Source organism: Niallia sp. 03133, assembly GCF_052663225.1.
Window position 1 is genome coordinate 79,024 of record NZ_JBQTCY010000002.1, and the last position, 12,458, is coordinate 91,481.

Annotated in this window: 13 protein-coding genes; 5 read left to right on the plus strand and 8 right to left on the minus strand. The window is 33.8% G+C overall.

Annotation, left to right across the window (positions count from 1 at the left end):
• The first annotated feature begins 258 nt into the window (after nt 1–258).
• A complete protein-coding gene (locus ACTYBU_RS02855) occupies nt 259–789 on the plus strand; it encodes a ribonuclease H-like YkuK family protein (RefSeq protein ID WP_445487545.1) in 531 nt (176 codons plus the stop codon).
• Nucleotides 790–825: 36 nt separating this feature from the next.
• On the opposite strand, the gene ACTYBU_RS02860 is transcribed toward ACTYBU_RS02855, so the two are convergent.
• The 7 genes from ACTYBU_RS02860 to ACTYBU_RS02890 form a co-directional block, all read right to left on the minus strand.
• Nucleotides 826–1,542: a TerC family protein gene (locus tag ACTYBU_RS02860; protein WP_445487547.1), complete on the minus strand. Its 717-nt coding sequence runs from the start codon at nt 1,540–1,542 to the stop codon at nt 826–828.
• Nucleotides 1,543–1,872: 330 nt separating this feature from the next.
• Nucleotides 1,873–2,514, minus strand: coding sequence for a DUF1796 family putative cysteine peptidase (locus ACTYBU_RS02865; RefSeq protein WP_445486989.1), 642 nt, complete (start codon nt 2,512–2,514; stop codon nt 1,873–1,875).
• Nucleotides 2,515–2,817: 303 nt separating this feature from the next.
• Entirely contained in the window at nt 2,818–3,747 is a 930-nt protein-coding gene (locus tag ACTYBU_RS02870; RefSeq protein WP_445486991.1) for an NAD-dependent epimerase/dehydratase family protein, read from the minus strand.
• A gap of 246 nt (nt 3,748–3,993) precedes the next feature.
• Nucleotides 3,994–4,620, minus strand: a complete 627-nt coding sequence (locus ACTYBU_RS02875) for a DUF1796 family putative cysteine peptidase (protein WP_445486993.1) — start codon at nt 4,618–4,620, stop codon at nt 3,994–3,996.
• 422 nt (nt 4,621–5,042) lie between these two features.
• The gene (locus ACTYBU_RS02880) at nt 5,043–6,050 is read right to left on the minus strand and encodes a hypothetical protein (protein ID WP_445486995.1); all 1,008 of its coding nucleotides are present in this window, start codon (nt 6,048–6,050) and stop codon (nt 5,043–5,045) included.
• Nucleotides 6,051–6,069: 19 nt separating this feature from the next.
• A complete protein-coding gene (locus tag ACTYBU_RS02885; protein ID WP_445486997.1) occupies nt 6,070–7,326 on the minus strand; it encodes a glycosyltransferase family 4 protein in 1,257 nt (418 codons plus the stop codon).
• A 98-nt stretch (nt 7,327–7,424) separates the two neighbouring features.
• Nucleotides 7,425–7,781, minus strand: coding sequence for a DUF4183 domain-containing protein (locus ACTYBU_RS02890; RefSeq protein ID WP_445486998.1), 357 nt, complete (start codon nt 7,779–7,781; stop codon nt 7,425–7,427).
• Nucleotides 7,782–7,974: 193 nt separating this feature from the next.
• Here ACTYBU_RS02890 and ACTYBU_RS02895 point away from each other — a divergent pair, with 193 nt between their 5' ends.
• A complete protein-coding gene (locus tag ACTYBU_RS02895; RefSeq protein WP_445487000.1) occupies nt 7,975–8,355 on the plus strand; it encodes a DUF4183 domain-containing protein in 381 nt (126 codons plus the stop codon).
• 289 nt (nt 8,356–8,644) lie between these two features.
• Here ACTYBU_RS02895 and ACTYBU_RS02900 read toward each other — a convergent pair whose 3' ends face one another.
• Nucleotides 8,645–9,862, minus strand: a complete 1,218-nt coding sequence (locus ACTYBU_RS02900; RefSeq protein WP_445487002.1) for a glycosyltransferase family 4 protein — start codon at nt 9,860–9,862, stop codon at nt 8,645–8,647.
• 200 nt (nt 9,863–10,062) lie between these two features.
• Here ACTYBU_RS02900 and ACTYBU_RS02905 point away from each other — a divergent pair, with 200 nt between their 5' ends.
• The 3 genes from ACTYBU_RS02905 (at nt 10,063) to ACTYBU_RS02915 (ending at nt 12,115) form a co-directional block, all read left to right on the plus strand.
• Nucleotides 10,063–10,578: a hypothetical protein gene (locus tag ACTYBU_RS02905; RefSeq protein WP_445487004.1), complete on the plus strand. Its 516-nt coding sequence runs from the start codon at nt 10,063–10,065 to the stop codon at nt 10,576–10,578.
• Nucleotides 10,579–10,664: 86 nt separating this feature from the next.
• A complete protein-coding gene (locus ACTYBU_RS02910) occupies nt 10,665–11,174 on the plus strand; it encodes a hypothetical protein (RefSeq protein ID WP_445487006.1) in 510 nt (169 codons plus the stop codon).
• A 260-nt stretch (nt 11,175–11,434) separates the two neighbouring features.
• On the plus strand, nt 11,435–12,115 hold the full coding sequence (locus ACTYBU_RS02915) for a DUF1796 family putative cysteine peptidase (protein WP_445487008.1): 681 nt from the start codon (nt 11,435–11,437) through the stop codon (nt 12,113–12,115).
• Nucleotides 12,116–12,458 lie beyond the last annotated feature (343 nt).

Sequence of the window (12,458 nt, forward strand, 5' to 3'; positions counted from 1 at the left end):
TTTTCACCCTCCTTCCAATCTTTAGGTTGAATGTAACATACTTCATTCAATGAAACAAGTACAATATCTCCTTACTATTTATCCATGTAAATCATTCACACTCTATAGGGTATCACCATACAATAATACAAGCTTAAAAGAATAAGAATGTGCTAAATTGCTGTATAAGACATACAATAGTATTAATTAGTAATAAGTTAGAACAAGTTTTTCTATAAATGCAGTCCGATCTTTTCCAAGGAGGAATTGTTGGTGAATATGGATGGAAATGTTCAAATCACTTTTCAAAACTTGCAAGAAAGAGAGATGTCTTTTGATCGTGTTTTTCAATGCATTATAACATTCATGGAGAGAAATCCAATTGGGCATTATCGGTTAATGATCGGTACGGATTCCCAGGTTCATGCAAAGCATACAACATTTATTACGGGAATTGTTATACAAAATAAAGGGAAAGGAGCTTGGGCCTGCATTCGGAAAGTGACTGTTCCCCGGAAAATCCTCCGTTTGCATGAAAAAATTTCTTATGAAACAACATTAACGGAAGCAGTGGTTCATTTATTTACAGAAGAGAAAAAAACGGAATTAATTAATATTGTTTTGCCATATATTTATCAAGGTGCTACCTTTTCGATTGAAGGACATATTGATATTGGCTCTGGATCTCGCAATAAAACAAGAGAATTTGTAAATGAAATGGTCGCTAGAATTGAGTCAATTGGCATTGAACCAAAAATAAAGCCAGATTCCTTTGTTGCTTCCTCGTATGCAAATAAGTACACAAAATAAAAAGCCTGTCCTAAAAGAAACAGGCATTTATTGATCTTAATCTTTTGTTGAAGCAATTTCCTCAGAAATGTTTTTATTTTTATTGATAAAATGAATAATAAACGTAATGATAAATGCCAATATTAGAATGGCGAAAAATACATAATGATTTAATTCAAATCCAAAAATACTTGCGAACATTTTTAGAGAAATAATGCCGATTAAAACAAATGCGGTTGTTTCTAATTCTGGTACTTTTTCAATTAAGACTAAGAACAATTTTGCAACAGTTCTCATCATTAATATTCCCAGCATTCCTCCCAATAATAGAATCCAAACTTCTTCTGATACAGCAAAGGAAGCTAAAATGCTGTCAACCGAAAAAGCTAAATCCATTAATTCAACAGATATAACAGTAGCCCAAAAGATGCCGAACTTGCCGACGGCCCAACTTGTTTTGTTCATACCGGAAGTCTCTTCTTCCCCTTCCCCTTTCCAAAAATGCTTGATGACAATCCATGCTAAATAGGCAGCACCAAGAATTTTTATCCACATAAATTTAATTAAAAATACTCCTAATCCGATAAATAGAAAGCGAAAAAAGTAAGCGCCGAATAATCCGTAAGTTAATGCTTTTTTTTGTTTTTTCCGTGGTAAATGCTTTACCATAATGGCGAGCACCAATGCATTATCTGCAGACAACAGCCCCTCCAATAGAACAAGTGAACCAATTAAGCCCCAAGATACAGGATCCGCTACTATTTTCGCCCACATTTGCCAATCAAAAAAGGATGCATAAGTAGATAAAACATGACTTAATATTTCCACTAAAAAAGCCTCCAGTATTTGTTAAAATATTACTATTTAAGTAATTATACTCCTTGTCTTTTTTATTCGCAATACTAAGCTTATTAATGGAAAGTAATAATTCTAAAAACAAAAACTAGAAAAACAATACCCATGATTAATTGATGATACTTTAGATTGACCTTATATTCCCCTAATAATTTCCAAAAAAATTATCTTTTTACTCTATAAGATAAAAATGGGCAACGAAAAACACCAAACTAAAATAAAAGCTTGGTGTTTTGTTAGCCATTATTCCTATCTTATTTTCACGTTATCTAGTATTTCTTTCCAGTAATCATCATTGTTCGTCCATTTTTCGTAGTCTGGCAGTTCAACAACCGTAACTCGACCGATTGGCCAGAATTTTTCTGTCATGGTGCTGCCGCCATTTGTATGATTAATAATTAGAATATGAAAATCATTTTTTACTAATGTTGATAACGTGGATTCTAGTTGAAGCGTTTCCGCAAAACTTGCTTCTGTTCGAACAAAAAGGATCTTTTGTTTATTTTCCATAATATTTAACATTCTGTTAATTCTTTTATCTAATTTTCTTCTCACTTCAGGATAGGTTCCTAAATAAGCAAGGGTGTTTCTGTCTGCTTTAAAATCGTGGCTCGATACAATTCCATATCTTTGGTCATGTACCACTAAAAAACTGTCTGGTGTATTAATACCTGTAGAATAACTGGTTGGCAGTAAATTATCGCGATCCATAAATCCTTTAAAACGATTTTGCAATAGAAGATTGACACTAGATAATTTCGGGGATGACATCCAATCTAACGGACCTGCAAATGGCCTTAAATTAAATTTACGCAATTGAATACTTGCTAAACATAAATCACCTAAACTAAAAATTGCATCATATTCACCTTTCATCTCTGTTAAACTCATTTTTTTCCTCCCTCTTCTATAATTAATAAAGAATAACGTTTGACCCCCGTCAAGAATCGAAATCTTTCATATCAATACCTACTATTTTTAAATAGATGAAAATCATGTTGTTCTTTAGCCCATAAAATTCCCTTTATCACACCCTTGAATGTCCGATAATGGCTGTGTATATAATGCTTTGCATGGAAGTATTACATATCTTCCTATTATTAAATGCAAAAGCAAGGAAAAAGGACAGGCTAACAATCTAAAAGTTTAAAAAAAGGTAAATAACTAGAAATGTGCTTATAGAAGAGGTAGTAATTATGGTAGTTGTACAGGTTGATTTTTTGAATATAGATAGGTTTCCTCTAGACCAGAGTAAATCGTATACTGTGGATGCCAATGAAGTATTTGTTTTGCTTTTGTGTTGTCTAAGCAGCTGTGTTTAATATCACCTGTTCTGGCAGCTGTGTAATTTGTATGAATAGGATCCCCATGTAGTTCTGCCAGTCTGCTTACCAGCTGATTCACAGATGTATTATTAGATGTACTTATATGAATGGTTTCTTTATTTCCATATCTTGCTGCAGCGAGATTAGCAGCTACGACATCTTTTACAAACACAAAATCTCTCGTTTGCTCTCCATCGCCATGAACATTCAAGGTCATGTCTTTTCTGATTTTATCCAAAAAAACAGCTACTACTCCACCTTCCCCTTTCGCTGTTTGTCTTGGGCCATATACATTTCCATAACGTAAAATAGTATAGGATAAGCCAAATAAATTGCTATAAAGTTCCATATATTTTTCCGCTGTCCATTTGGATAAACCGTAATAGGAAATTGGATGCGCATCATCATTTTCTTTAATTAATTCTTTTTGTAAATTCCCATAAACCGCTGAAGTAGAAGAAAAAATTATTTTTCTCACGTTTGCCTGTCTGCAAGCTTCTAACAGATTTATAGTACCATTAACATTTACCTCTGTATCATATAAGGGGTTCTCAATAGAAATTGCTACATCAGCCTGTGCTGCAAGGTGAAAAACAAGTTCTGGTTTTTCTTTCATAATAATTTCTTTCGCCTTTTTGCTTCTGATGTCTACTGAATGGATGATAGCCTTGGGGTGAATATACTCATATTTTCCTGTTGTAAGATTATCAAGTATGTGTACTTCATTTTTTTCTGCAATTAATGCTTCTACTAAATGGGACCCTATAAAACCAGCTCCACCTGTAACGACAATTTTCATTAACCCATCTCCTCTTTTTGTTTCAATATCTTATGAAAAGAGATGCGGAATTGTATAAACTGGATGCCTAAAATCTGTAAAAACCATAATGAAAAATCATTAAACATTTACTACCGCACAAACTGGAACAAGACAAAAAAAAGAAAGAGAGAAGTTATCTTATTCGTGAATATCATTCATTCTCTCATTCTAATTTTTTGTCAGCGCTTTCTAATCAGAATTGATCAACTGACCTATCTCTATTCACTATGTTTGTATAGAAAAATTTTCTAATATTTCTTTCCAATATTGATTATTTCCATCCCAAATTTCTTCATTTGACAGCTCCAATGCACATACACTTTCAATCGGCCAATTAAGCTCCAACATTTCTTTTACTTCGGTATGATTAATTACAAGAAGTTGAAAATCATTTTTTACCATAGTCTTTAATACCTTTTGAAGTTCTGTCACTTCTTCGAATGTACCTTCTGTTCTAATAAAAAGTATGCTTTTACATGAAGAAAGCTTATCTAGAAATCTTTTTATTCTTCTATCGTATTTTTCTTTAATTTGTGGTAAATCGGATAGCTCTTCTAATGTATTTTTATCAGATTTAAAGTCATGGTTGAAGCTTATTACGTTTACTTCGTCTAACACAAGAATATCCGTTTCAGATACATATTGAATTCCTCTCAAATTCTTTAATTCTAAAAAGCTATGGAAATTATTACTCAACAGGTTTGTTAATTTGCTTAAATCTGGTGAGCCAACCCAATCGAGCGGTCCGGCAAATGCTCTAAGGTTATGGTCTCGTAACTTCATAGCCGCTAAACAATTATGGCCTAAGCTATAAATGGCATCATATTCCCTATTCATTTCTTTTAATTTCATTCTAATGCTCCTTTTTTACATTTAGCTCTCTCAAAAAGTGGACTTCCTTTTTGAAATGATGCGAATCAATGTCTTCTCTTCTTTATTATTAAATGAAAGAAAAAAGAAATGGAACAGGCATGCAACTAAAAGAGGGAAAAAAAGTAATTAACTGCTTTAAAATAAACAAAAGTAAAAGCGCACTTGTGCATTGCCATCCAGACTGTCAATTAAATACGTAGCAGAATAATGTCCACATCGGCAATTTCTACATTTTGTGCGTCGATGTACACTTGAACGTTCTATCCATCACGAACCGCTAATGTTATACACAACTCGCATCGTTGTTAGTACGCTAAGCAATAAAAAAAGCACCGATACCATTTCGCGTGCTTTTATACTGTATCTTTCTTTTTGTTTTTGACATGCAGCTGACGCCAAATTTAATTTACACTATAAAAATTTGGCATGGCCTTGGTTTCTGGGAGTTGATAATTAGGTGGAAGGTAAAATGTAATTTTATCCCATAAAAAATAATCAATAAGAACTTTAGGATGATTTGATGGTAAAGTAAATAAGGAGTTATATGAATTACTATGCATTTTTGAAAAAATATGAATAGTTTTTTCATTTGGAAGTGAGTACCCTTGAGGAATTGCTCCTTTTATTGGACTCCAGATTATCGGGTCAACATGTATCTTTGGCGTGTTTGGTGGATTGGAAAATAAAGCATTGTATTCATTGCTGCTCATCTTACTAAACACTTCATTTGTATAAAAATTCGGAAGGATATAATTATTTGGAATTCTCGTTAAAATATTATCCCAAAGATGATTTTCAACAAAAGTTTTTGGGGTTGAGGCTGTTGTAGAGAATAAGAAATTATAAGAATCAGCATTCATAACTTTGAATATTTTTATTGTTTGATTATTAGGCAGTACATAATTTTCAGGAAGCTTGTTAATTAATGGTTCCATCACTTTATTATCGATAAAAATATGACGAAAAGAAGGAGCATTTTGAAACAAAGCATTATATGAATCAATATTCATGGAATCTAATTTCTTGTAGGCTTTATCATTTGGTAACGTATATTCTGCTGGCAGTCCATCTAAAATTTTATCCCAAATGTTCCTCTCTACAAAAATTTTAGGTGTGGGCATGGCATTTGGAAAAATAAAGTCATACGTATCTCCGCTTGTAATAGTGACCTTTTCCGAGCTTTCTTTCCATAAATCTGATTCTATATTATGATTGATTTGATTCTTTTTCCAAGGCCACAAAGATCTTGTTATTTTTTTCGTTTTTATGATGATTTTCGAAAGGTAAGGATTAATTTTCTGTTTCAGGAGAAATATTTTTGATTTCCATAAATCTGTTTCCGTATTATTACTGATTTGATTCTTTTTCCAGTGCGACAAAGAGATTGTTATTTTTTTCGTTTTCATCATAATTTTAGAAAGATAAGAATTAATTTTCTGTTTCAGTGGAGACATTTTTGATTTCCTTTCTCCGTTTACTTATGGCAGTTTTATATACATCTACTACATTTTTTACTCCCTTTGATAAGGACCAGTGAGTCATTCCCCATTTTTTAGCGTTTGATCCTAATTTCTTTCGATAGTTCTCATTGCTAAGCAGAACATTCATATTATCACATAACGCTCTGATGTCTCCTGCAGGTGAAATAATGCCTGTTATACCGTGCTGGACCATTTCAGGAAGTCCCCCAGCATCACTAACAATCGTTGGTTTTCCAGCAATTTGTGCCTCAACCAATGATAATGGCTGGTTTTCTAAAAGACTAGGAAAAACATATATATCGGCAACCGATACTAAATATGGAACATCCTCCCGACTGCCAAAAAAGAAAATATCATCTTCTAATCCTAATTCCTTCGTTTGTGCTTCTAATTCTGATTGTTTATCTCCATCCCCTACAATCCAACAAACCCAGTCATCACGCATATCCTTTAAATGATGTAAAGCACTAATTAAAAGATGTACACCTTTCAGCTCCACAAGTCGTCCTGTATAAAGAATGATTTTTTTATTCGTTGGCAGCTTAATGGATTTGGTCTTTTCTTTCATCTTTTTCAGAAAATTTTCTGTATCAAATCCGTAATGAAGGACTTTTAACTGTTCATTGGGAACATCAAATTCATTCAATAGAATATTTTTTAACCATTCGTTTGCTACTATTGTTTGATCTGCGGATGTTGCCCCAATATGTTCCAAATCATCAAAATAGGCACGTGCCATATAGGAATTTGGAGTTTCATGTATGGTTTTTAATTGATATCTAATTTCATGGGCGACTGAACCATGAAGTGTTGCTACCAATGCAGTTGATTCAGGCAGTACCCTTTTAATGCTAGCAGTGGAAATAACATCTTGCGTGTGGATCACATCGTATTTATCTAATCCAAAATATGCTGCACCTAGTTCATATACGTACCGTTGAAATTCAGTATATTTTACTAATGCATTAGCATGGATAGCTGGATATAGATCTTCATTTAATTTTGCTTCAAGTAATGGAAGCAGCTTCTCTTTTTCAATTTTTATATTTTTATTTAAAAGGTAAACTGCTGTATTATCCTCGTTATAACCAAGTAAATCAACTTCATGTCCAAGAGATTCCAATTTACTTTTCTGTTGTTCCATATAATGCCATACTCCACCTACATGGGGAATTGCCCAATATGTTGCCAATAGAATTTTCATGCAAACATCTCCTCGCATCCATTAAATACTCATTAAAGCAATTTGTTTTATTTACTTGCACCTTATAACCCAGTGATAAATTCACTTTTAAACTATTATTAAATAACTATCATTTGAAGAATGATTGGTGATCCTTTTTGGGGAATGTCTTCGGTTTTAATGATTATTTTCCCTTTTTTAACTTCATAGTTTTTATGGGGCTGCAGCACACCGTTTACAAATAAATTCATATAAGAAATGGAAAGAGGATCTAATATCACTTGTTTCCCATATTCTTGCAGTGCATCATTTTCTGTATAAATCCTTTTTTCTCCATTCGAAATGGAGTAAAATTCAAAGATCCTAATTTTTCCTGTTCTATATATTTTTTGTTGAGTTGGAGTAACATGATAATAAATTAATGGAGGCGCTAAACTATTGGAACAACTAATTATTTTAGATCGCTTTTTTTGCACCCAGAAGCCCTCCTTTATATTTATCTTATTAAAATGCAACATCCAAGTTAATTTTTCATAAGTAGTATATAAATTTTAGAACGAAGTGTGTCAGATAATGAATTAATTCAGCTATAAAAATGATAATAAATTGATTTATAGCAACTCCCTGCCAATTTGCATATATTGTAACGAAAAAAAAGGAGGAAAGTAAATGGCGCTTAAAATAATTAAACTGGCGGTAAATTTAGAATCACAAGTAGACACTTCTCCTATGGTCTCACGCTTTTTTTATGAAGTAGAAAATACTGTTGAAGAGAATACATCGTTGAAGATTGATGCTTCACAGTTTTTAGATGATGCAGGAAATGAAGTGGTCTCATTACCAATGTTAAATTTAAATAATGGCTATTTTAATGTTTACATTAATGGGATGTTACAAATGGAAGAGAACTTCGCTTATACTGGAGGAGAACAAGGAGATGGGAACTTATTAGTAATGGTTCCTGAAGGTTCAGAGATTTATCAAGGCACATCCATTATTTTAGAAGTTCTTAATTTCTCCCCTTTGACAGTCACAAGAGTTAGAACTTAATAAACACAATAGAATGTTCCTATTTGCATTCTATTAGTATCATAATCTACGAAATACAAAAACCAAGGACAATTAAACAGCCTTGGTTTTTGTAATTTTTTTCTTTTGCTACCTTGAAAAAGTGTGGTGTTCTTGTAAGTAGTGCGCAGCCGGCATACACTTCGCTTTCCATGGGGCGGGCGTCGAGCTTCCTCGTCGCTAGCTCTCCTGCTTTCTTCTCGACTGTCCCGCTAATCCCATAGGAGTCTTCATGTATGCGGGCTGCTCTGCGCTCCAACTAATGGAAGGTTCACTTTATATTTATTGCTTCATTATATATGCTAAGAACGCTGGTGGCACCTTTTTCTAATGACCAATGTTCGAGCGCCCATTTTTTTGCATTTCCCCCTAATTTATTTCCAAATTCTTCGTTTTCAAGTATCGCATAAAGAGTATTGCATAAATCCCTCTCATCGCCTGCCTTCGTTACCATACCGTTGATTCCATGTTGAACCATCTCCGGTATTCCTCCTGCATCACTAACAATAATTGGTTTTCCCACAATTTGTGCTTCTATTAAAGATAAGGGCTGGTTTTCTATTAAGCTTGGCAAAACAAATATATCTGCATGATATAATAATTGTGGTATATTGCTGCGCTTACCGAAGAAATGGATATGATCCTCTAGTCCTAATTCTTTTGTTTGCTGTTCTAGTTCTCTCTGTTTCTCTCCTTCTCCAACTATCCAGCAAATCCAATCATTTCGTGAAAATCGTAATTTGCTCAGCGCGTTAATCAGATGATGGACGCCTTTTAATGCGACCAGCCTTCCGGTAAAAAGGATCACTTTTTTTTGAGGAGGTTTTTGTATGGAGGTATCTCTTGGATTAATTTTACTTAGGAATGTCTCTGTATCGTAACCATAATGCAGTACAGTTAGTTGGTAGGCAGGTACATTAAATTCATTGATTAAAATATTCTTTAACCAATTGTTCGCAACAATGGTAGTGACGGCTGAAGTTGCTCCGATATACTCTAGTTCATCAAAATAGGTGCATGCTAACGGGGAGGTTGGCGTTACATGTACATTCATCACATAATCCTTCATTTCATGGGCAACAGAACCATGAAGAGTTGCAACTAAAGTGGTATCTTTTGGCTTTATTCGACCGAATATACTACTCGAAAAAACATCTTGTGTATGAATTAAATCATACTTCTTTAAATTCAATTTTGAAGCACCTAATTCATACACTAGTCTTTGAGTTTCACAAAACTTCACAACTGGATCAGCATAATAAGGTATACTGGAATTTTGCTCTAGTATTTTTGTAACTTCCGGCATTACTTCTTCTTTATCTATCCTTACTTCATCTGATACAGCATAAACAAATTTATGCAGATCCCCATATCCTAATAAATCTACTTCGTGGCCGAATGTTTCTAGTTTATCCTTTAATTGATTCATATAATTCCATACTCCCCCAACATGTGGCACAATCCAATAGGTGGCAAGCAGGATCTTCATTCGAACATCTCCCCTAAATTCATACAATTTCTCTTTATATACTTATTTATATATAGGAAGGGGAGTATAGACAGATGTCCATTATCATCCATAAAATTTTTAATTCCACTAAAAAACCAATCCTTTTGTCTAAACACCCTATAGTAAATGACATAAGATATTCTGCAACACCATTCAAAAAAGAATGGAGGTGAAATTTAATGCCTATCGCGTTACAAGCTTTTACTAATCCTGCAAACACCACTCGCATTTTTGATAGTGCTGCTCCGATTGGTCCTGCCGTTTTTACTACTCCTTCTACACCAGCTATCGAAGGCAATGATGCTTATATTTGGTCTCCAGTTACTGCGTCTGGACAAGTTGTAACATTTCGTAGCGTCTTTTCTTTTGGAGCACCACTCTTAGCACTTGCATTACCTGTTAGTGTTTATTACGCATTTGCTGGAAATGAAACAGTATCAGTTAGTGCTACACTTCAGGTTCTTGATGCATTAGGAATTATTGTATTAAGCATCCCATTATTTACTGACGCTAATGATTCAAATCCTAATAATGTAGAAATTGTTTCAGCAGATGCTCTGATTGCTGCTAGCTTATTAGGTGGATCTATTAATATTATCGTAGACGCAACAGTAACAGCTCCGATCACACTTCCTTATACTCCTCCAAATACTGGTAGATACCTTGGTGAAATCATTGTACAAACTGTAATTTAGTAAAATCAAAAGTGCTAATTTCTTCTATATTAGAATATTATTAAGCTCATGATGATTCATACGGTTAATAAAAGGAGGTGAATTAAATGTCACTCGCTATACAGGCATTTACAAATCCAGCTAACACTGTCATTACTTCAGATACTGCAGGAGGAACACTTCCAAAAGTACCCGTTATTAAACCAGCCGTAACAGAACCGTATATTGATGGAAGTAATAGCTATATCTGGTCTCCAGACAATGTTGCGAATCAAGTTGTAACATTTAACAGCACTTTTTCTTTTGGACTTCCAATTCTAGCTTTAGCTCTTCCGGTTAGCGTCAATTATGCATTTGCTGGAAATGAAACAGTATCTGTAAGCGGTACTTTGCAAGTGGTAAACCTATTAGGTATTGTTATCGCTACGATCCCACTTTTTACTAATGTAACAAATATTGAAGGTCCAACGAGTGTGGAGATAGCTTCTGCAGATACTTTATTAGGTGTAAACCTGCTTGGCAATACCGCCAGAATTACAATTACTGCAACAGTAACAGCTCCTGTCGTAAATACTGGTAAATATTTAGGTCAAGTAACCGTTAGAACTTTAGTGTAAATTTGATATAAATGAAGAAAAATTCAAATTAAAGTGTTAATTAGTTATTAATATTAGATGATGAAAATAGAAATTATTGACCTAAAAGATTCTAGAATAATGGACAAGCTATTTCTTTATCATGAAAAATTTATATTAATTATCTCACTTAGTTAGAAAGAGCGTTATCTAGACAAGATCTTATCTTTTTAAGGTCTTGTCTTTCTATTATTCAATAAAAAGACAAGACACACTTTTTTAATGGAAGCGAAGTGAAAAGAATGAACTTAGAAGATGTAAAAGGCTCCTATGATTTGTTTATTAGTTTAGGCAGTTGGTGTGGACCTTCTTTAAATTTAAGGAGACATCAATTAAGAAGGTTTTCCTTTCCCTTAGACTGGTCAATCTCGAATTCTTTACAGGATGTAAATCAATTAATAAAAACTCATTTTGAAGGGTTTATGGAGTTAAATAATATGGAAAAAACAGAGGGTTTTGATTATGTCCTTGATGATGGTAATGCAGTGTTTCCTGATGCTGGTGGAGAACTTCCTGTAAAAGCCCATTTTATCAAAGACAACTATTCAAATATTATTTCTGTTCATGATTTTCCAATCATCCCTAACCAAGATTGGACAACTCATTATGATAAATATAAAGAAAAATTAACGATTAGAATTAATCGATTTTATGAGAAATTACAAGAAGCCCGTTCCATATTATTTATTCGATGGGGAATTGCCAGTTATCAAGAAATGTTGGAGCTGCAAACCATTCTTACAGAGATGATACCTGGGAAATTTAAGGTTATCATCCTTCATCCAACGGATTCCTTGCATGATATAAATCCTATTCCTATACCCCTGGAACATATCTGCTATGTTCAGTTCCCTTCTGACAAACCGAATGATGATGCAATGTGGAATAAAGTTATGGAAGGCCTTTTATTAACAAACTACTAATGATAAAAAAAAACAGCTTATGCATAAAGGTTCATATAAAAAAAGAATGTAAGGAAAATTACCCCACTCTTAACGGGCAGTAAAACCCCCACCTTGAGGATGGAGAAATCGAGGAAGCTAGGAGCTAGGTGTTGAATCTCGCCCGTAAAGGTCCGAGGGAGGTACACAAACGAAGATCGCCACTTCCTTATGTCTTCGTTTGTGTGATCCACATCCTGTGGAACTCAAGCTTTCCATCAGTGGGGATGAAGAAAAACCCCACTGATGGAAAGGTTTACTTTATATACTTTGTCTTATTGCAAAATTAATAGTCTAATAGGCTTCTATCCTATTTTATTAATAA

What these genes read in the sequence shown, in the direction of transcription:
- ACTYBU_RS02855 (WP_445487545.1), top strand. Translation starts at nt 259, where the DNA reads ATGGATGGAAATGTTCAAATCACTTTTCAAAACTTGCAAGAAAGAGAG.
- ACTYBU_RS02860 (WP_445487547.1), bottom strand. Translation starts at nt 1,542, where the DNA reads ATGTGGGCGAAAATAGTAGCGGATCCTGTATCTTGGGGCTTAATTGGT.
- ACTYBU_RS02865 (WP_445486989.1), bottom strand. Translation starts at nt 2,514, where the DNA reads ATGAGTTTAACAGAGATGAAAGGTGAATATGATGCAATTTTTAGTTTA.
- ACTYBU_RS02870 (WP_445486991.1), bottom strand. Translation starts at nt 3,747, where the DNA reads ATGAAAATTGTCGTTACAGGTGGAGCTGGTTTTATAGGGTCCCATTTA.
- ACTYBU_RS02875 (WP_445486993.1), bottom strand. Translation starts at nt 4,620, where the DNA reads ATGAAATTAAAAGAAATGAATAGGGAATATGATGCCATTTATAGCTTA.
- ACTYBU_RS02880 (WP_445486995.1), bottom strand. Translation starts at nt 6,050, where the DNA reads ATGATGAAAACGAAAAAAATAACAATCTCTTTGTCGCACTGGAAAAAG.
- ACTYBU_RS02885 (WP_445486997.1), bottom strand. Translation starts at nt 7,326, where the DNA reads ATGAAAATTCTATTGGCAACATATTGGGCAATTCCCCATGTAGGTGGA.
- ACTYBU_RS02895 (WP_445487000.1), top strand. Translation starts at nt 7,975, where the DNA reads ATGGCGCTTAAAATAATTAAACTGGCGGTAAATTTAGAATCACAAGTA.
- ACTYBU_RS02900 (WP_445487002.1), bottom strand. Translation starts at nt 9,862, where the DNA reads ATGAAGATCCTGCTTGCCACCTATTGGATTGTGCCACATGTTGGGGGA.
- ACTYBU_RS02905 (WP_445487004.1), top strand. Translation starts at nt 10,063, where the DNA reads ATGCCTATCGCGTTACAAGCTTTTACTAATCCTGCAAACACCACTCGC.
- ACTYBU_RS02910 (WP_445487006.1), top strand. Translation starts at nt 10,665, where the DNA reads ATGTCACTCGCTATACAGGCATTTACAAATCCAGCTAACACTGTCATT.
- ACTYBU_RS02915 (WP_445487008.1), top strand. Translation starts at nt 11,435, where the DNA reads ATGAACTTAGAAGATGTAAAAGGCTCCTATGATTTGTTTATTAGTTTA.